This is a genomic window from Paenibacillus abyssi (assembly GCF_014640295.1).
GTDB lineage: Bacteria > Bacillota > Bacilli > Paenibacillales > Paenibacillaceae > Paenibacillus_D > Paenibacillus_D abyssi.
On the sequence record NZ_BMGR01000005.1, the window covers coordinates 45,462 to 63,985 of the forward strand.

The 18,524-nt window shown below is 51.2% G+C and carries 15 protein-coding genes; all 15 read right to left on the reverse strand.

Going from position 1 to position 18,524, the window contains the following annotated elements:
* Positions 1 to 57 precede the first annotated feature (57 nt).
* Positions 58 to 1,791 carry an ABC transporter substrate-binding protein gene (locus tag IEW11_RS08755; protein WP_373289315.1) on the reverse strand — a complete coding sequence of 578 codons (1,734 nt, stop codon included), beginning with the start codon at positions 1,789 to 1,791 and terminating at the stop codon, positions 58 to 60.
* A 66-nt stretch (positions 1,792 to 1,857) separates the two neighbouring features.
* Positions 1,858 to 2,694 (reverse strand): carbohydrate ABC transporter permease, encoded by an 837-nt coding sequence (locus IEW11_RS08760; RefSeq protein ID WP_188530896.1) that lies wholly within the window; start codon positions 2,692 to 2,694, stop codon positions 1,858 to 1,860.
* Between the two features lie 86 nt (positions 2,695 to 2,780).
* On the reverse strand, positions 2,781 to 3,731 hold the full coding sequence (locus tag IEW11_RS08765) for an ABC transporter permease (protein ID WP_188530693.1): 951 nt from the start codon (positions 3,729 to 3,731) through the stop codon (positions 2,781 to 2,783).
* 141 nt (positions 3,732 to 3,872) lie between these two features.
* Positions 3,873 to 5,399, reverse strand: a complete 1,527-nt coding sequence (locus IEW11_RS08770; RefSeq protein ID WP_229725109.1) for a response regulator transcription factor — start codon at positions 5,397 to 5,399, stop codon at positions 3,873 to 3,875.
* Complete coding sequence (locus IEW11_RS08775; RefSeq protein ID WP_188530695.1) at positions 5,383 to 7,224, reverse strand: cache domain-containing sensor histidine kinase; 1,842 nt, start codon at positions 7,222 to 7,224, stop codon at positions 5,383 to 5,385. The genes IEW11_RS08770 and IEW11_RS08775 overlap by 17 nt, the downstream gene beginning before the upstream one ends.
* A 301-nt stretch (positions 7,225 to 7,525) precedes the next feature.
* Complete coding sequence (locus IEW11_RS08780; RefSeq protein WP_188530696.1) at positions 7,526 to 8,182, reverse strand: rhodanese-like domain-containing protein; 657 nt, start codon at positions 8,180 to 8,182, stop codon at positions 7,526 to 7,528.
* Positions 8,183 to 8,335: 153 nt separating this feature from the next.
* On the reverse strand, positions 8,336 to 9,616 hold the full coding sequence (locus tag IEW11_RS08785; protein ID WP_229725066.1) for an MFS transporter: 1,281 nt from the start codon (positions 9,614 to 9,616) through the stop codon (positions 8,336 to 8,338).
* Between the two features lie 34 nt (positions 9,617 to 9,650).
* Entirely contained in the window at positions 9,651 to 9,884 is a 234-nt protein-coding gene (locus tag IEW11_RS08790; RefSeq protein WP_188530697.1) for a ketol-acid reductoisomerase, read from the reverse strand.
* Positions 9,885 to 9,954: 70 nt separating this feature from the next.
* The gene (locus tag IEW11_RS08795) at positions 9,955 to 10,647 is read right to left on the reverse strand and encodes a class II aldolase/adducin family protein (RefSeq protein WP_229725068.1); all 693 of its coding nucleotides are present in this window, start codon (positions 10,645 to 10,647) and stop codon (positions 9,955 to 9,957) included.
* A 26-nt stretch (positions 10,648 to 10,673) separates the two neighbouring features.
* Entirely contained in the window at positions 10,674 to 12,197 is a 1,524-nt protein-coding gene (locus tag IEW11_RS08800) for an ethanolamine ammonia-lyase reactivating factor EutA (RefSeq protein WP_229725070.1), read from the reverse strand.
* Between the two features lie 78 nt (positions 12,198 to 12,275).
* Positions 12,276 to 13,391 carry a cupin domain-containing protein gene (locus tag IEW11_RS08805; protein WP_188530698.1) on the reverse strand — a complete coding sequence of 372 codons (1,116 nt, stop codon included), beginning with the start codon at positions 13,389 to 13,391 and terminating at the stop codon, positions 12,276 to 12,278.
* Positions 13,392 to 13,407: 16 nt separating this feature from the next.
* Entirely contained in the window at positions 13,408 to 14,556 is a 1,149-nt protein-coding gene (locus IEW11_RS08810) for an ABC transporter substrate-binding protein (protein WP_229725071.1), read from the reverse strand.
* A gap of 34 nt (positions 14,557 to 14,590) precedes the next feature.
* Entirely contained in the window at positions 14,591 to 15,733 is a 1,143-nt protein-coding gene (locus IEW11_RS08815) for an ABC transporter ATP-binding protein (protein WP_188530699.1), read from the reverse strand.
* Between the two features lie 19 nt (positions 15,734 to 15,752).
* A complete protein-coding gene (locus IEW11_RS08820; RefSeq protein ID WP_188530700.1) occupies positions 15,753 to 17,492 on the reverse strand; it encodes an ABC transporter permease in 1,740 nt (579 codons plus the stop codon).
* Between the two features lie 152 nt (positions 17,493 to 17,644).
* Positions 17,645 to 18,520 carry a LysR family transcriptional regulator gene (locus IEW11_RS08825; RefSeq protein ID WP_188530701.1) on the reverse strand — a complete coding sequence of 292 codons (876 nt, stop codon included), beginning with the start codon at positions 18,518 to 18,520 and terminating at the stop codon, positions 17,645 to 17,647.
* Between the last annotated feature and the right edge of the window lie 4 nt (positions 18,521 to 18,524).

The following is an 18,524-nucleotide window of genomic DNA, read 5'->3' on the forward strand; positions in this document are numbered from 1 at the left end:
GCTTGACGAAACAGACTGAAGCCCCTCTTGCGAGGGGCCCTATAGATTTTCCTTCTATTAATCATTCCAAAGCTCGAGTCTCTCCTGCAGCAGTCCGTTGAACTCTTCCGTAAGCTGATCCAGGCCTTCCCGCTGGATATCGCTCATGAACGAATCCCATACCGCGTCGAACTGATCCGGCTTGGCAAGAATCGCCTCAGGTATGCGCTTCTTAATAATATCGGAGATGCGCTGCATTTGAACGGCCGCATCCGTTTCTTGCGGGATATTGATTTGCCATGCGGCCCCCCACGGTTTAACCGGGAACTCATCGGCGGCAGGATACAGGTCCATCCACATTTGGGCGCCGTATTTCGACAATACCTCTTTTTCTACATCGGTGTAGTTCTTAGCGATTTGCTCCTTGGAGTTAATGGTGTAGGTTTGGCCAGTCGAATCCAATACGCCGTCACCGTATTGCGGAAACGGGTAGGTGTAAACGCCAATCCCTGTCTTCTTCCCGTATTCGGGGTCTGTCGTGCGTTTGTTCATCTCCTCGTCGGAGATCACTCGCTTGCCGTCATGGATCGTGTAGTGGACGCCTTCAATGCCCCAGTTATTCAATATTTGCGCTTCCTCCGACGCCAGCCAGTCCAGGAATTGAATGGCCCTTACAGGATCCTTGGCGGTGCTGGAGATACCGATTCCCCAGCCGGCTGAATATCCCGCGCTCTGGAAATCCGCGTATTTGACATTCTCATTCATCGTGACCGGATACATGCCGTACATACGGTCCAGCTTGCCTTCCTGGCGCAGCGCCAGTTCCGCTTGCTCGTACTGCCATTTGGCGTCGATCAGACCGACTACCCGGCCGGAAGAGATTTTAGCCTGGTATTGGTCATATTTCTGAATGAAGCTTTCTTTGTCCAGCAAGCCGATGTCGTTCATATGATTCAACCAGCGGAAATATTCCTTTTCTTCCGGTCTGGTATGGTGAAGCGCGGCCTTGTGTGTCTGCGGATCAACATACCATTCGCCGTCATCCGGGCCTCCGGTGGCAAATACGGCCGGATTGGTGACCGAGATGAGGTACCTCCAGTCGTCTGCGATCAACGATAAACCGATGGCTGGCTGTCCGTCAATCGTCGGATTTTTCTCGATATAATCCTTAATTACCTTCTCATAGTCCTGAAGCGTCTTGATGGAAGGGTAGCCCGCTTCTTTTACTGCCGCATGCTGCAACTGAAAGCCGTTATTCGGCTGCCACTGCTGCGCATCGACGCCAAAGCTGCCGACAAAATAGATGGAAGGATCGTCCTTGCTGTAGCGAAGCCGTTTCAGGTAAGGACCGTAGAGCTTTTTCAGGTTAGGGCCATGCTCTTCGATGAGATCCGTCAGGTCTATGAACGCTCCAGCATCCACAAGGATGTTCTGGTCGCCCTTGGCGAAAATAAGATCCGGATAGTCACCGCTCGCCGCCATCAGCGAAATTTTCTGCTTAATATCGCCGACCGGGTATTCAATGTTTAAGGTGACGCCGGTACGCTTCGTAATTTCCTGCCCCACAGGGCTCTGCATATTCTCATAATTCGGATTTAAATCCGCGCTGAACATGGTGAAGGTAATCGGTGAAAGATCTCTCTCCCCGGTCTCTCCGCCTGTGCCTTTTCCGTCCGTGTCGCCGGGTGCATTTGCCGCATTGCCGCTAGGCTGGGCATTCCCTGCGTTGTTGCCGTTATTGTTGGAGCTGCAGCCTGCAATAATCAACACACATGCCAGAATAACAGCCAGTAACCTTGCATAACCCCTCATTTCCTTCATCCTCCTTGTTCTTTTATGCATTGACAGGCAAGACGGGCCCGCCTGTTAATACCAGCATCAGCTCTTTACTGCGCCAAGTGTAAGCCCTCTCACAAAATAACGCTGCATAAACGGGTAGACAATCAGGATCGGTACGGTGGCGACAATCGTGATGGCCATTCGAATCGACTCCGGCGAGACGCGTGTCGCCGCATCCACATCCCCGCTTCGGAACGCGTCCGCAGATTGCGAGGCCGAGGTATTGCTCAAAATTTTCATCATCTCATATTGCAGCGTCGTCAAATGCTCCTTGGAGGAGTTGAACAAATACGTATCGAACCAGGCATTCCATTGCCCGACGGCGATAAACAGCGCGATTGTAGCGAGAACGGGCTTGCAGAGCGGCAGGATGACACTCCAGAAAATCCGCAGATCATTTGCCCCGTCAATCCTCGCCGACTCCTGCAAGCTGGGCGGCAGGCCGTCCATATAGGAGCGGATAACGAATACGTTCCACGCATTGATGATGCCCGGGAGGATATAGATGGCGAAGGTGCCCAGCAGGTTCATATCCCGCATCAGCATGTAGAACGGAATCAATCCGCCGGATACATAGAGCGTAATCGCAAACAGAATGGAAACCTGACGCCTGTAGATAAAATCTCTGCGGCTGATTACATAGGCGAGCATTGAGGAGCTGAATACGCCGATCGCCGTGCCTAATATAGTCCGCAGCACGGAATTTCCGAACGCTGTCAGCAGCAGGTCATATTGGAAGATGGTGCGGTAATTGTCCAGTGTGAACATTCTCGGCCAAATATGGATGCCGCCCCGAATGGTATCCGTCGAATTGTTGAATGAAATCGCAAGCACGTTAAGGAACGGGTATAAGGTCACAATGCCGACCAAGATCATGAACGTATAGAGAAACACATCAAAAATCCGGTCCGAAACGCCTTTTCCTACTCCAACAGGCAATGGATTCCCCTCCTTGTCCTAAATTAAATGACACTTTCTTTCGTCAGACGCTTGAAAATGTAGTTCGATGACAGCAGCAGGGTGATGCTGACAAGCGAATTGAATATGCCGATCGCGGTACCGTACGAGTAACGGCCAAGATTGATCCCGTAATTCAGTACATAGAGATCAATAACCTCCGCGTAGTCCTGAACCATCGGATTGCCGAGCAGAAACTGTTTCTCAAAGCCGATGCTCATCAGCCAGCCGATGGAAAGAATCAGCATGATGAAAATCGTCGGCCGGATGCCCGGCAGTGTCACATGCCACATCCGGCGGAATCTGCCGGCGCCGTCAACGGTTGCGGCTTCATACTGCTCCGGATCAATGCCGGCGATTGCAGCAAGGAAGATAATGGAGTTCCACCCGGTCTCCTTCCACATATCGGACAGCGTAACAATCCACCAGAACCATTCCCCTTTGGCCATAAACTGGATGGGCTGATCAATAATATTCAGCGCCATCAATAATTCGTTGATGGGCCCGCCCTCGGTGGAAAGCATCTTAGTAACGATCCCGGCGACAATAACCCAGGATACAAAGTGCGGCAGATACGAGATGGTCTGCATCGTGCGCTTGAACGTGATCAACCGGATTTCATTTAGCAGCAAGGCGAAAATAATCGGTACTGTATAGCCGACAATAAGCGCCATGAAGCTCATCGCGACCGTATTTCTAAGCACCAGGTAGAACCGTTCATCAGAAAACAATTGAACAAAGTTTGTGAAGCCGACCCAGTCCTGTTCAAAAAACGATCTTCCCGGCCGGTATCGCTGAAAGGCCATCGTCCAGCCCCACAAGGGGAGATAATGGAATATAAACAACCAGACGACAAACGGCAGTGACATCAATAACAGGTATCGCTGCTGAACGATTTTTCTCCAGCTGTTCCGCTTCTTTCTTTCAATTGTTTCCGCTTTCAATTGTAGCTGCATCTTTGAGCCGCCCCTCCTTATGCCTTTTTTAAGGATGTTTAAATCGTATCATGGGTGGAAATGTTCGGCTACCAACACAACTAGACCTATTTTTCATGCTAAAAAAAGAGGTGCGGGCATCAATGCCCGCACCTGTTAAATCTACTTCGAGCCCGAGCTCCGGTAAGTGGAAGGAGACTGCCCGACATACCTTTTGAACTTCGCATGGAAATAATCCGGATTGGGATAGCCCACATCCTTGGCCACCTGATGCACCTTCTGCCCCTGCTTGAGTAACTGCTTGGCATAGCCGATCCGCACCTTATCCAGATAGCAGTTGAAGCTCTCCCCGGTCTGCTTCTTGAACATTTTTCCGAGATACGAGCTGTTATAATGGAACAGCTCCGCCAGCGTTTCCAGCCGAAGCGGTTCGTTATAGTGGCGGTGGATATAATCCAGCAACCGGGGAAGCGCCTGTTCCTGATTTGAAAGCCGGCTTTGGCACAGTGCGCTTAAGCCCGACTTCACCCGCCTGTGTATGCCCCTGAAGCTCGGATGCTTATAGATGTCCGCCGGATCAACGCCAAGCTTTGAAGGCTGGTCATTGCTTGCGTTTGCGTCCAACTGCTTGGCCTCTTTGACCAGTTCGGCGTACCAGGATTTAATACGCGCTTCCTCCATACGCTCGCGATACATCCTCCAGGCGCTTCGGTCCAGCCATTCGATGGCGGGCTTCATATTGCCGGCTTCGATATACGAGAGAATCTTCTGCCTGATTTGATCCAGCTCATCACGGTCCGTTTCGTCCGATTCCGCCCCCTTCGGCAGGGGTGAACAGAACTGCTGCGGAACACCCATGATCGGGCTTTCGTCATCCGAATAATAGAACGGGTTCTTGAGCAGCCTTCTCGCTTCCTCGTAGGAATGCCGGAGCTCCCTGTAATCCGATACAGCCGGACCGGCTGAAACAAGCATGCGATGCCGGCGGAACAGGTCGAGCAGCCACTGGCTGTGTCCGTCGTTATTCATCTGGACATTATTTAGCGCGATGCCGATAAAGCCTTCCCGTTCAAATCCGATGCCCAGTCTGTTGGCCTTCACATACAACGCCAGCTCATCACGGGCACGCTCCTTCTCATCCCGGCTATCCCCCTGCTCCTCCTGCCGATTTGCCAATACAATCTGATAGCTGTCCCAGGGCATCTCCAATTTATCCAGCAGCAGTTCCGCTAATTCGGAGTCTGTGCTTGGGGCCAGCAGCCGGGCGAGCAGCTGCTCCTCCGGAGCATCGTTTGCCTCCTGAAGCAGCTGTCGGGCCTGCTGCTGCTTTCTTTTCTGATGAATGCCCGCAAGCGCCTCCTCCAGCTCCTGTGTGTCGATCGGCTTGAGCAAGTAATTGGAAACCCCCAGTTCAATCGCCTGCTTCGCATACGTAAAATCGGAATACCCCGTCAGCAGAACATATGAAGCATGCGGCAAAAACGATCTTACCTCGCTGATCATATCCAGCCCGTTCAACCCGGGCATCCGCACATCCGCCATGATCAGATCGGGCTGGCATTCCTTGGCCTTTTTCACGCCTTCCCTGCCGTTTGCAGCCTCTGCAGTCACCTCAAAGCCGTACTTTGACCAATCCACGATCGTCCGCAAACCGGCAAGAATCGCCTGCTCATCATCGACTAGAAGCACTTTGTACAACTTCCTCATCCTCTCGGGGCAAATAGATTTCAACCTTGGTTCCCTTATCCATTTCACTTTCGATACGAAGTCCGTATTCCACACCGTAACGCAGCGCTATGCGTTGATGGACATTGCAAAGGCCAATGCTGGAACTGGTCGTATTCTCCTCCTGATCGAACAGCGCCTGTATCTCTTCAAGCCTTTCCCTGCTGATTCCCAGGCCGTTGTCCTGCACCGTAATCAGCGCCCCCGCTCCCGCAAAGCTTACCTTAAGCTGTATAAAGCCTTGCTCCTCCTTGCACTCGAGGCCGTGAATTACGGCGTTTTCGATAATCGGCTGAATGGTAAAAGGCGGGATCGGCAGCTTGTATAACGCCAGGTTCTCCACTTCAATGGCGTACTGCAGCCGGTCGCCGTAACGAAACCGCTGAATCTCCAAATAATCCACGACGAAATCCAACTCATCCTTCAGCGGGATATTATCGGACTTGATGTTCAAGCTTCTCCGCATCAGCATCCCCAGCTGCTGAACGGCCGTGGAGATTTCCTGCTGCCCCGCCACATGCGCCTTCATGCGGATCGTCTCCAGCGTATTGAACAAAAAATGAGGATTGATTTGATTAGCCAGCATTTTGAATTTCATTTCTTTCTGCTTTAGCATCAGCTGATGCTTCTGCGAGTTTGTTTCCGAAACCTTCTGGACCAGATTTTTAATGCTTTGCACCATGTGATTAAAATGAGAAGCCAGCTGGCCGAATTCATCCCGGCCTTGAATCGTGGATGTGACATCGAGATTTCCAAGGGAGACGGTTTTGATCTCCATACATAATTTACGGATGCGCGAGCTCAGCTTCAGGGAGAAAAAATAGATGAGCACAGAGGATAACAGCAAGCTTCCGATCATGATCGCTATTGCCAATAATCCGGTTTTCTTCACATCTCTAAGAATCGTTTCGTACGGAACCATGGCGACGACCGTTATGCCTGAAGCGCTGGTATCCGGAAGAAACCGGTCGACGATCGCTTTCATATGCTCGCCGTTGATCACCACGTCAAAGGACGTTCTTCCGACAAACCCGCTCGTCATCGCGCGGAAATGCTCAGGGTCGAGTCCCGCCCCGCCGATGTTCCGGCCGATGAGAGCGGTATCCTTGGCAGCTACAATCTTATCATTGTCGCTGATAATGAGCGTTTCATATTGCTCTTGGCTGATAATGTTGTCAAGCGCTTCCTGCTTCAGATTGACCACCAGCACGCCGTAGATCGGCTCTTTCTTGCCGTAGGATATTTTTCGCGTAAGGCTCAGCGTCCTGCTGTTTTTGTTCAGCTCATCCACAACCAGATCCCAGCCGATCAGCCCGTTGTTCTCGAGCGCTTCGCGGTGCCAAGCCGTATTGCGTACGGAAGCATCGGATTGCAGCAGGCCCCAGCGATCCAGCACGGTCGGATTATTGGAGTACACGCGGATCGAGTTTATCTCGTCGTACAGACGCTCGTTATCCGTAAACTCATTGTAAGATGTATACGCTTTCACATTATCCCAAGCCGATTCGTACCGTGTCGTAACCAGCTGCTTCAGTTCCTGGTCCAGCTGCACTTTATGCGAGATGACAATCGGAACGTTAAGCAAGTCCGTCGTGCGTTTGAGAATCTTGTCGACATTGTTCTCGGTTTGTTCAATGGCGCGGGTAACCGCACTATTGTACAGCGTATAGGTGAATATAGCGCCCGCAATGGCCAGCGGAATAACGACAACGACAAAAAACGAGATAATCAGCTTCTTCCGCAACAGCATATTATCGATCCGATTAACGATACTGCTCAGGAAGGACATTCACACCAACCCTCCGTCTCTTTGGATTAATGCTGCTTTTACTAACTTTCGATTGTAGCTTCATCATATCACGGTTTTTGCTAAAACTCATCCGTTATGGAGGGAAATCTTTATTTCCTGATCCTGTCCGCTTGCCGATTCATCATCCTTTGCTTGGAAGCTTGTTTTCCTTGGGCTGGAACGAAAAAATGATAAAAAGGACCCGAAGCCACTTCAGCCGCAGCCATTGCTGTCGGTTGGAGAAGCTTCGAGCCCATATGGATTGTCCTGGGTGCTCTGGCTATCGGTATCGTTCAAGCCCTTATTCCTTAATAATCCAGGGCACTGTTCCAAATTCATGCTCTACATATTCACACAAACCGAAGATTCCGGTTTGGATGACACGCAAGTCTGTATAACCGCTCTCAAGCAAATATTCTGCAGCAAAGCTCGAACGTATCCCTTGTGAACAGATTATATAGTACATTTCCGACGGGCGAAGGGAATCCAACCGTTCAGGCAAATGCCTTAGCGGTATGGAAACGCTTCCTAAAAGCTTTACTTTATGGAATTCCCATTCCTCCCGCACATCGATGATGTGTCCTTCGAAATGCGGTGATTGATATAGCCTAACGAATTCTTTAGGGTACATGTCGTACTCGTGCCCGTATTCATCGCCATGGTCATGATGATGGTCATGATGGTGGTCATGATCATGATGATGTTCTTGATCATGACCGTGGTGATGTTCGTGATGATGTTCTTGATCATGACCGTGGTGATGTTCGTGATGCTGGTGATCATGGTGATGGTGATGATCGTGGTCATGGTCGTTATGTGCATGACCGTCATGGTGGTGATTATGGTCATGATCGTGATGTGTGTGGCCTTCTTGATGGTGGTCATGATGGTGGTCGTGATCATGATGGGCGTGTTGATGTCCCCCAATGAGCTGAAAGCGCGGTTTTCGTTGATCCATAGTTATTGTGCTTCCCCTTTACGTCAGAATCATAGCGATTTCAATACGAAGTCCTTTTTTCACTCTAGCAGAAATAAGCAACTATATTAAGGGCTTCGTTCCGCCATGCGGCATTTTTTTTCAATTAGCTCTCGTAAAGATCCTTATCGTTAATTAGCCTGAGGCTGAAGGGGCCGCATCCTTTTTGTTCGTTGTCTGATTCGGCATAAAGAAAATGAGGAAATTGGCAATAACGATCGTTGCGGCAACAAAGTAAAATGTCGAGAACAATCCGAAACGATCCGCAACCAGGCCGGCCGCGGTCGGGGCCAATGCGCTGAACATCGCTTGTACGCCGAACAACAATCCGATGCTTGTTCCGGCCATTTTCTTAGGTGTAGAGTCCATAAGCCACGCCTGCATGACAGGGCGAATCGCGTACAGGAAAAAACCGAGCACCGCAATAAACACGACGAAAAACTTGGAATTCGGCGCTGCGGCCATGACGACCAGGACCGCTGCCGTCATGAGCATACTGGCCATAATAATTCGCTTTCTACCCAAACGATCCGATAGCGTCCCGGATATCGGCGCAGCGATCAAGCCGGCAAGCTGCAGGACGAATAAGGCGACTCCAAGCATCGCTTCCGAAAACATCAGCTCATAGAACAAATAGAGCGGCAAAAATGTATTCAGCGCGTTCTGCGTCATCGAGCGAAAGCCGGAGCTGCTTGAAATAATAAGCAGATTCCGGTTTTTCAGCAGCGACTTCAGACCGCTAAAGTATTCTTTAAAGCTCATGCCTTCTTTAGCTTTGGTCGTATCTGCCGCTTTTCCGGTTCCGGTATCCGCTTCCTTCTTATCCTTCTTTACCACGTACAGATTTCGCAGAAAAAAGAGAATCGCTAAGGCAATAAAAACGCCGGGTACAACATTAAAAGCAACAACCTGCCTCCAATCAAGCACCGCGAGAATCGAGCCGATCGCAAGCGGCGCCAATGCATCGCCGACGTTCGCACCTACCGAATGGATAGACAGGACGAAGCCTTTGCGATCTGGAAACCGCTGCGCCAATGTAGGAATAGCCGTCGGATGCCATAGATTATTTCCAATACCGACCAGTGCGACACAAACGAGCAAGAACCAATAATTTTGCGTAAAACTCATCAAGAGATAGGGGAACCCTACCCAAAACAACGATGTCGCCAGCAGCAGCGATTTCCGGCCGACCATATCAACTAACATCCCGCTGGGGACATTGGAGATCGAGCTGGCGATATACTGGCAGGAAATGATGAATCCGATCTGCGTGTACGTCAGTCCCAGCTCTTTCCCGATAATCGGCAATAGCAAATAAAATGTGGCAGGATACCAATGGGTTAATCCATGCCCAATCGTGATCATCCATACTTCCTTTAACGATCGCTGCTCTCGAATCTCGGCCTCTTTCTCCATGGGCGTATCCCCTTATTCCAGAAGTTCCGATCCTTTAATACCACACCTGGATGACATCCGCCTGATCCACAGCCTTCAACAGGTTGCTGACGGGAAAGCCGTCCTTCTCCGCTGCGGACCAAAATGGATCACCTTCTCTCAAGCCAATCACAACATCAATCCCTCTGCTGCGCAATCTCCTCGCTTGATCTTGGCCGTCCTCATTGTACCCCAGAATAGCAACAACTCTTTGGTCCAAATAATTGTTCATCAGCGTCTGCGTCATCATATCACCGTCTCCTCTCCCGTTTATCTCTAAGATACGATCATACATCTTTGCATATAAGCCATTTGTTCTTTTATACGGAACGCTTCAGCTTGGCATATTCATAGTCCCATACTTTTCGGAGCAGATTGGGCTTCCAAAGATGACCTGCCATCGTCTCCCGCTCCTCTGCGGTGAGCGGGTTCACTGCTCCTAGCTGGGAAGCTAAGTATTGGCGCTCGGCATTGTCCTCCAAGTAACAAGCAAGCGCGAACGTTTCCATGATCCCTTCCGCCGCAATGACTGCGCCATGGGATCGCAGCAGCGCAATCCGGTGAGCGCCCAGCGTATTGGCCACCCGATTCCCCATCTCAGGCGTATTAACGGAGAGCGAAGTCGGAAAATATTGAATTTCCCCGAGTACGGCCGCCTGATTCATGACGATCTCAATCGGCACACCTGCAATTGTAAATAAAGTGGACCATTTGGGATGGGGGTGCGCGATAGCCCCGACATCGTGCCGCTTTTTATAAATTTCTGTGTGCAAATGGCATTCCATCGGCGGAGGGGCACTCCCTTCCATCAGCTTGCCCTCCAGATCGATCATAACAATATCACTCACCGTTAAAGCGCTTCTAATCGACGCCCCGGAATTGATCCAGATATAATCCGAGTCCGGGACGCGCATGCTAAAATGGCCGTTACAATCGAATATTCCTGCCTGCTCCAGCATTAAGATCGCATCTGCCAACTGCTGCTTTAACGATTCATCGCTCAATGGGATCACCAGCCCTCCTCCAAGTCAATGTCTGCTTACATCCGGAATAAAAGTGATTTCACCGTTACCGGGACCGTCATCGAAGGCTCGAGCTGCTGGCCGATATCGATAAAATCGAAATCCTGCAGCATAATGCCGTCGATCGACACAATCGGATTAGAAAGCTTCAGCTCCTCGTGCAGTATACTGCCGACCGTACGGGCCAGATCGCCATCGAGCACGATCAAGAGCGGACGGCCGCCGGCAATCGTACGCTGCAAGCCGTCCACGATGCCTTCAGCCAGCGCGCGTACTCTTCCGTATTCTGGAGTCCCCTTCCAATGAAAGGCGAGCGCAATATCGGCCTTGCCTTCCTGAATGCCGAATGATTTCAGGTGGAAGCGAATCGATTCCGCAAGTTCCTCCGGATTAATCTCGCCCTCCAACTCGAATTCGGGCTTTAATACCTGTACATTCTTCTTGGGGAGCAGCGAGTGGTCGGAAATATAATTCGTGTTGCCGCTGATCTGTACCGTATATTCGGAGGCACCGACAACCGTTGCGCGCATGCATTCTCCCGCCGGCAGCACTTCCCAGGGAAAACGGGAGTTGTCAAACAATTTATGAAAAGCCTGACCCAGATACAGTCCCAGATCGCCAAAATCCCTTTCTTCACGTTCATAGATAAACTCCGCAACTCCGCCCGAGAACATCACGCCGTCGATGCGCCCCAGATCCTGCAGCTCCGGTGTTAAGTAGAGATCCCGGCATCTGTCCGACAACGGCCGCTGAGCAATACAATCGACAACCGCCTGTGCCATCCAATCCCCCATCGCCTGCAGTTGGTCCGGCGTCACGCGATCGCCCAGCTGAAGCCTATATCCTGCCCGCTCGGCGATGCTCGCACCGCCCGGATCCAGACGGACGATGACACCCTCTTCATCCGTGACAACAAGCCGTCCGCCGATATAGATTGCTGCCGTTTGCGTCACCTTCCCCTTCTCCACAACTGCCAGCTTTGTCGTGCCGCCGCCCATATCGATGTTCAGAATCCGCTCATTCTTATCATAGGATCGCCTTGCCGCTCCCGAACCGAAGGCTGCAAGCTGGGCTTCCATATTATGTCCGGCCGTAGCGCAGACGAAATTGCCCACCTTCTCCGCAAGCGCATCTCCGATCGCTTGTGCATTCTCCCTGCGGATTGCTTCTCCGGTTAAAATGACCGCCCCCGTATGAACAGCCTCCGCGTTCATATCAGCCTGCTTGTATGCATCATCGACAATCCGGGCAATTTCCTCATGGTCGATGCGGCTGTTGTCTGAATAAGGCGTGAAGGATACCGGCGAGCGATAAAAAGAGCCTCTGCCGACGACAACATACCGGCTGGACAGATCCTCCCCTCTGCGGGCCAACTGCAGCTTGGAGAAGATGAGCTGGGTTCCGGCGGAGCCGATATCAATCCCTACGGTGTTTAATTCAATGTGGTCGGAGATCCATAACATGTTATTATCCAGATCATGGTCGTGATCTTCATCATCATGCACATGCCCATACGGGCCATCGTGATAAAAGAGGCGCAATCGCTTCAGCTCCTTTACTTTAAAGAACGCCGAACAGCCGCTGGCCGCGGTGTTTCGGCGTTCTGGATATTGGGATAATTACGGCTTCGGCGGCAGATCCGCCAGCTCTGAATCGTAAGCTTTTTCCATTTCAGGCTCCAGTCCGATCTTGGCCAATTCATCCCTGAACATATCCCGGATACTTTGATGCTCATCGGCATAATCGATCTGGTCGCCGCCAACGCGCTGGCTGATCCACGCTTTCGGCACGCCCTGCTCATTACGGATCGATGTTCCCTCATACTTAAGCGCCAAATAGCGAGCCGGTGCATTGCCGGTATTGAAGTGCTGGTGATACCACAGATTCGGCGGCACAATCATGCTGCCCTCCCGCCAGTCGTACCGATGCATATTGTCAGGATCCAGTCCCATCAAGCTGTACCCTTCCCCGCTTAGAATAATAACGTGCGCACCAGGGCCATGACGATGGCATTTCTTGTACGTCGCAACCGGAAACTGTGAAATATGGCTGTTCATCGAGCCCTTTGCCATATTGAAACGAATATGACCGCCCCCTGCTCCGCGTTCTTTGGCGTGGATCAGCGGAATGTTGATCGCATCGGCCACAAAGTTCGTTTCCAGCAGCAGCCCCTTCTGTACGCCTTCATTACTGAAATAATCCGGATCCCCATTAAAGCGGTTCTTAAAGTCGTAAGCCGTGTTAAAAATAAAATTATCGTCGTCGTACAAATTGATCACGATCGGTGAATTCGTCACTGCAAGAAATCTGGCAGCCTCTTGGCCCGATCCATTAAAATGCTGATGCCAAGTGTTCAGCGGAATCGCAAACAACGAACCTGCCTGCCATTCAAACGTAATGCGCTTACCTTCATCATTCCATACGGTCGTAGAGCCTCTTCCATCGAGCACATAGATCATTTCTTCATAGAGCTGGCGCTGCGGCGCCAGCTTCCCTCCCAAGGGAATCTCGCATACATAACAATCGTTGGAGTGGCGTGAAGCCTCGTGGTTAATATAGACGCCTGCTCCGCCTCTGCGTGCCCATGGCTTCAACTCCACTGTGTGCAGGTTTGGAATGTAGTGGCCGCTGATGATCTCCAATCCTTCATTTTTCACCCATTTAGAATAAGCGGACTCTTTCTCCGTTGCGAACTTTTTGGCTAAATCCTCGGATACCCTTGCATCTAATGCCATATGATCTGCCCCCTTCTTATTTCTTCTCCATGATAATTTCTTGCCAGAGCGCTTCCCACTTGTCGAATTCATCCAGGATGATACCTGCGTCCACAAAGCGGATGTCCATATCATTCAACGATGAATCCACCTTGTTGCTCGTCGGCACGAAGTCGATTTCCGCGAGGAACGCCTGTGCCTCATTGATCATGAAATCATAGAACAATACTGCAGCTGCCGGATTTTTCGGATTTTTCGCTACCCCTACCCCGTTAGCACGGGCAATGGCCGGCTCAATCGCATACCAATCGAGCGGCGCGCCGTCGTTCTTCAACTGCTCGGCTTTGTAGTTGTAGACTGTTAATGCGTAAGGCACCTCTCCTGAAGCGACCAATTCGGTTAACAAGGTGTGGCCTTTGCGCAGGGATATTCCGTTTGTCGCCACCAGATCACGGAAGAACTTCGTTCCCTCTTCTTCGCCGAGCTCTTTAATGACGCCTGCGAACCAGTCGATGTCCTCAGCTTCCACCGCGATAAGGCCTTTGAATTTGGGATCGAGCAGTCCTTCCCAGGTGGTAGGGATGTCTTCTTTCTTCAGCTTGCTCGTGTTGTAAGCCTGCACGAAAATATTAAGCCGTGTCGCTGTCCATCCGCCATGCGGCGTAATGGCTTCCGGGATTAAGTCCGATAAATAGGGTGACTTCACCGGTATGAGCAGCTGCTCCCGGTGCAGCGCCTCGAGCTCTGGACCATTTGTCTCTACAACATCGTAGTCAAAGCGGCCTGCTTGCGCTTCTGTGACGATGCGCTGAAGTACGTTTTCCGAGCCTGCACGCCAGATTTGCACTTTGATGCCATACATCTCTTCAAACTTTGCAGCTACCTTTTCCATATCCTCTAATGCCATCGAAGTATAAAGGCTGAGGTTGCCTTCCTTTTTTGCCGCTTCGATTAATTTCTCTTTGCGGTCGTCTCCCTCGTAAGCGACAAGGCCATCGATATCGGTCGGGAAGGCTGGCCCTGCCGCCGCCCCATTGGCCGTGTCCGTTTTTGTCTCTGTGCCGGACGAGGCTGATGATGCCGGTTCTGCATTGCCTCCATTGCCACAAGCCGCTAATATGGACATCATCAGAATAATAGCCATCAACATGGAAACTACCGACGTGCGTTTTGCTGTCCTTCGCATGTTTTTAAACCCCTTTCGTCATGGTTAAAGTCATTTAAGAAACGGCCTTGGATACAACAATCTTTTCTGCCGGAGGCGATTTTGCATCCAGCAGGGCGATGCATTTCTCCGGATCCATGCCCAGATACACCTGGGTGCCTGCCGGATAACGCAGCGATGGATGCGTACGCGCTTGCAGCAAGCTCTCGCCCACCTTCAGCTGCAGGTCTACATATTCACCCAGGAAGATGCGCGTATCAATCTGTCCTTCCGCCACATTCCCGTCGGTTGGACGCTCGTGTGACACGTGGATATTTTCCGGACGGATCGATATGACGACTTTGCTGCCCGGAACAGGCTCTTGCGCCGAGTAGGCTTTGATCAAGCCGATCTTCGTCTTGGCCAGAATATACCCTTCACCAACAACCGATTCCACAACACCTTCTACGAAATTGGTCGAACCGATGAAATCCGCAACGAACTGGCTGCCCGGTTTTTCATAAATCTCACGCGGTGTGCCGATCTGGATGATGCGGCCCGCATTCATGACCGCGATCTGATTAGATAGCGCCAGCGCCTCGCTCTGGTCATGCGTTACGTAGATGGATGTAATACCGAGATCGCGCTGCAACCGCTTCAACTCAAAGCGCATCCGCTCGCGCAGCTTGGCATCGAGATTGCTTAACGGTTCGTCAAGAAGCAGCAGCTTCGGCTCCATAACAAGCGCCCGGGCAAGCGCAAGGCGCTGCTGCTGCCCGCCGCTCAGCTTGGTCGCTTCTCTGGATTCCAAGCCGTCAAGCGCGACGACGTGAAGCGCGCGGAGCACCTTTTCTTCAATTTGCTTTTTGGATAATTTTTTCTTGCCTACTTCCAGCGGGAACGCGGTGTTTTTGAACACATCCATATGCGGCCAGATCGCGTAGGACTGAAATACCATACCGATGTCCCTGCGATTGGGCTGGACGAAAACTTTCTTCTCCGACGAATACATCAGTTTGCCGTCTACTGTAATCTCACCGCTTGTCGGACGCTCCAATCCAGCGATCGAACGAAGCGTCGTCGTCTTGCCGCAGCCGCTCGGGCCAAGCATCGTAAACAACTTGCCTTCCGGAACCTCGAGCGTAATGTCTTGGGCCGCTTTGACCGTCTCGCCTTGATCGTTCGGAAATTCCTTGTACAGCGCTCGTACATTTAACATCCGTAACACCCCCGTAGAATTAAGATTCTTTGACGCCGATTCGTTTCGTGAACAGCTGCATGCCGATAACCAGAATGAACAGTGCAATTATGAACATCACGCCGAGTGCGCTTAGCTTCGTATATTGACCGTTCTCCCACAGCTCCCAGATGACGATGGAAATGACCTCAGACCCTGGACTATAGAGCAGAATGGAACTGGACAGTTCGCGGATGGACACGATGACAACATAGATCCAACCTGCTACGAAGCCGGATTTCATCAAAGGCAGAATGATCCGGCGGAAGGTTGTTCCCCACGTGGCGCCGCTCATCGCCGCCGATTCCTCCAGCTCTTTGTGAATCTGCATCATCGAGGTCGTATTGTACCGCAGGCCATATGGCATGAACCGCGTCAAATACGCAATGAACAAAATCCAGAGCGTACCGTACACGCCAATGTCGAACTGCAAGTACAGAATCATGATCGATACCCCGAGCACGATACCAGGGAATACCATCGGCAGGGATGCGATATTGTCCAGCATCCAGCGGCCGCGAATACGCGTTTTAACGACAATCCAGCAGATGACTGCAGTCAGCAGCATGATCGTGGTTGCGCTTCCAATCGATAAAAGCACGCTGTTGGAAACCGAACGCAAGAAGGATGGGTACTGCAGAACATAACTGTAATTCTCAAAGGAGATGGTCTTGAACGCCTGTACCGATGGAACGCTGTAGAAACGCTGCAAAGACGACCATACGAGCACTAAGAATGGAATTATAACGATCAACAGGAAGTATACAATGAAGATGCCTGCGGTCAGATAACGCCATTTGCCCAGATCCATCGCACGCGGGCGGTATCCTTTGCCCGTCATCGTAGAGTATTTGCTGCCTGAGCTGGAGATCTTGGATTGGAAAAACACGCCGATACTCGTGATGATAAGCAAGGTCACCGCGTAGGATCCTGCCAGGCCAATATCGCTGGGATATCGCTTGATCGCATTGTAGATCGCCGAAGTGAACACTTGAATCCCGGCCGGCATGCCGAGCAGCGCCGGTACCTCGAAGGATTCGATCGACCGCACGAACATGATAAGAACGGCGGCGAACAGCGCCGGCCAGGCCAGCTTCATCGTAATTTTAAATACGATATGCCGAATGCTTGCTCCGCTCATCATCGCCGATTCTTCAAGCGACGGATCCATGGAACGGAACGCGGCGGTCATGAGCAGAAATGCCATAGGCGAGTAGTGGAGCCCCTCCACCCAGATCATGCCGCCCAGTGAGTAGATATTAAAAAATACATAATCTGTGTTGAACAGCCTCTGCAATGCCAGGTTGAAGATGCCGATCTCAGGGCTTGCCAGGAAAATCCACGCAACGGTAAACAGGATGCTGGGAATGATGAGCGGAATAATCGCGAGTGCGTAAAACAAAGATTTGAAAGGCGTATTCGTCCGTTCATTCATCCATGCAAGAAGCGTTCCGAGTACGAGTGAAAATGCGCTTGTGCCTGCTGCAAAGATGAAGGAGTTATAGAACAAGACTAATGTTTGCGGATCGGTGTAAGCCCTTACATAGTTGTTTGCAGTAAATTCCGCGGCTTGCGTCATTGTCTGCGGCGTCGAAAAACTTTGCCAGATCAGAAAGGCGAGCGGCACGATGCCCAGATACGATACAATGAAAATCGTCACGCCGATAATAAACCATTTGAAATCAATCAGCGGTTTTGGCTCTAACGTCGTGGTAGGCCCAAACCAGGTGGTTTTCAGCATCTCTTCCTCCCCCTTATCGTGAGTCTTTAAGAGCGAACCTCTGCAGATAACCGTTACTCCGCCCCTGTTCTCACTATAAAACAATCGGAAACTTCGTTGCATAGCCGTTCTTTTAACTCGCTATTAAAAAATCCGTTAATCAGGGACATGGCCTAAAATAGAAGATTTAGAAAATCCGACACTTGCTTGAGTTGCACATTTTTTCGCAGCGCGATCACATTTACTTCACGCATGAGCGGCACAGGCAGCTCTAAGGGCAGCACAGCCAGCCGGCCAAAGGCCACCTCCTGCTCCGCTGCGCTCCATGGCATAAACCCGATACCGTTTCCCTCCATAATCATCCGTTTCATCGTGTAGGAATCGCTTAGCTCCATCATCAAGTCCGTTCGCATCTTAATGTCTCGAAACAGGTTTTTTATCATATAAGACATGTTGGACTCCAATTTGTACGTAAACAGGAGCTCCTCCCTCAGATCGAACAGCGTGATCATTTCCCGCTGGCACAAATGGTGGCTGGGATGGGCCATAAGATAAAAAGGATCCTTGAACAAAGCATACGTAACCACGTCAGGGTGCTTGAAAAGTCCGTTAATGAACCCGATATGGCACACCTCATCCAATACCATCTCCGTCACTTCCCAGGAACGTGCCGTGGACAGGCACATCTCCCAGTCCGGATGTTCGCGGTATACCTTGCCGAGCAGCTTCGGCACAACATAGGCACACAAATTGGGCGTTCCGGCACAGGATAACCGAATGGTCTCCGCGGAACGCCGTCCTGTACACTGCTCGACCCCTTCCTTCAGCACGCGCAGCGAACGTTCAATATGTTCATAAAATGTCTGGCCGGCCGGGGTCAGCTTCAACGTATTGCCCATCCGTAATATAAGCGGCAGTCCCAGCTCATCCTCGAGCGCCTTCATCCGGATCGTCACCGTCGGCTGAGAGACGCCCATGTCCTCCGCTGTCCGGCTAAAATTGCCTTGCTGCACTAAATTGACGAAGGTTTCCAATTGCAGCATATCCATAGTT

What these genes read in the sequence shown, in the direction of transcription:
- IEW11_RS08805 (WP_188530698.1), bottom strand. Translation starts at nt 13,391, where the DNA reads ATGGCATTAGATGCAAGGGTATCCGAGGATTTAGCCAAAAAGTTCGCA.
- IEW11_RS08810 (WP_229725071.1), bottom strand. Translation starts at nt 14,556, where the DNA reads ATGCGAAGGACAGCAAAACGCACGTCGGTAGTTTCCATGTTGATGGCT.
- IEW11_RS08755 (WP_373289315.1), bottom strand. Translation starts at nt 1,791, where the DNA reads ATGAGGGGTTATGCAAGGTTACTGGCTGTTATTCTGGCATGTGTGTTG.
- IEW11_RS08780 (WP_188530696.1), bottom strand. Translation starts at nt 8,182, where the DNA reads ATGGATCAACGAAAACCGCGCTTTCAGCTCATTGGGGGACATCAACAC.
- IEW11_RS08785 (WP_229725066.1), bottom strand. Translation starts at nt 9,616, where the DNA reads ATGGAGAAAGAGGCCGAGATTCGAGAGCAGCGATCGTTAAAGGAAGTA.
- IEW11_RS08765 (WP_188530693.1), bottom strand. Translation starts at nt 3,731, where the DNA reads ATGCAGCTACAATTGAAAGCGGAAACAATTGAAAGAAAGAAGCGGAAC.
- IEW11_RS08760 (WP_188530896.1), bottom strand. Translation starts at nt 2,694, where the DNA reads ATGATCTTGGTCGGCATTGTGACCTTATACCCGTTCCTTAACGTGCTT.
- IEW11_RS08790 (WP_188530697.1), bottom strand. Translation starts at nt 9,884, where the DNA reads ATGATGACGCAGACGCTGATGAACAATTATTTGGACCAAAGAGTTGTT.
- IEW11_RS08775 (WP_188530695.1), bottom strand. Translation starts at nt 7,224, where the DNA reads ATGTCCTTCCTGAGCAGTATCGTTAATCGGATCGATAATATGCTGTTG.
- IEW11_RS08820 (WP_188530700.1), bottom strand. Translation starts at nt 17,492, where the DNA reads ATGCTGAAAACCACCTGGTTTGGGCCTACCACGACGTTAGAGCCAAAA.
- IEW11_RS08815 (WP_188530699.1), bottom strand. Translation starts at nt 15,733, where the DNA reads ATGTTAAATGTACGAGCGCTGTACAAGGAATTTCCGAACGATCAAGGC.
- IEW11_RS08825 (WP_188530701.1), bottom strand. Translation starts at nt 18,520, where the DNA reads ATGGATATGCTGCAATTGGAAACCTTCGTCAATTTAGTGCAGCAAGGC.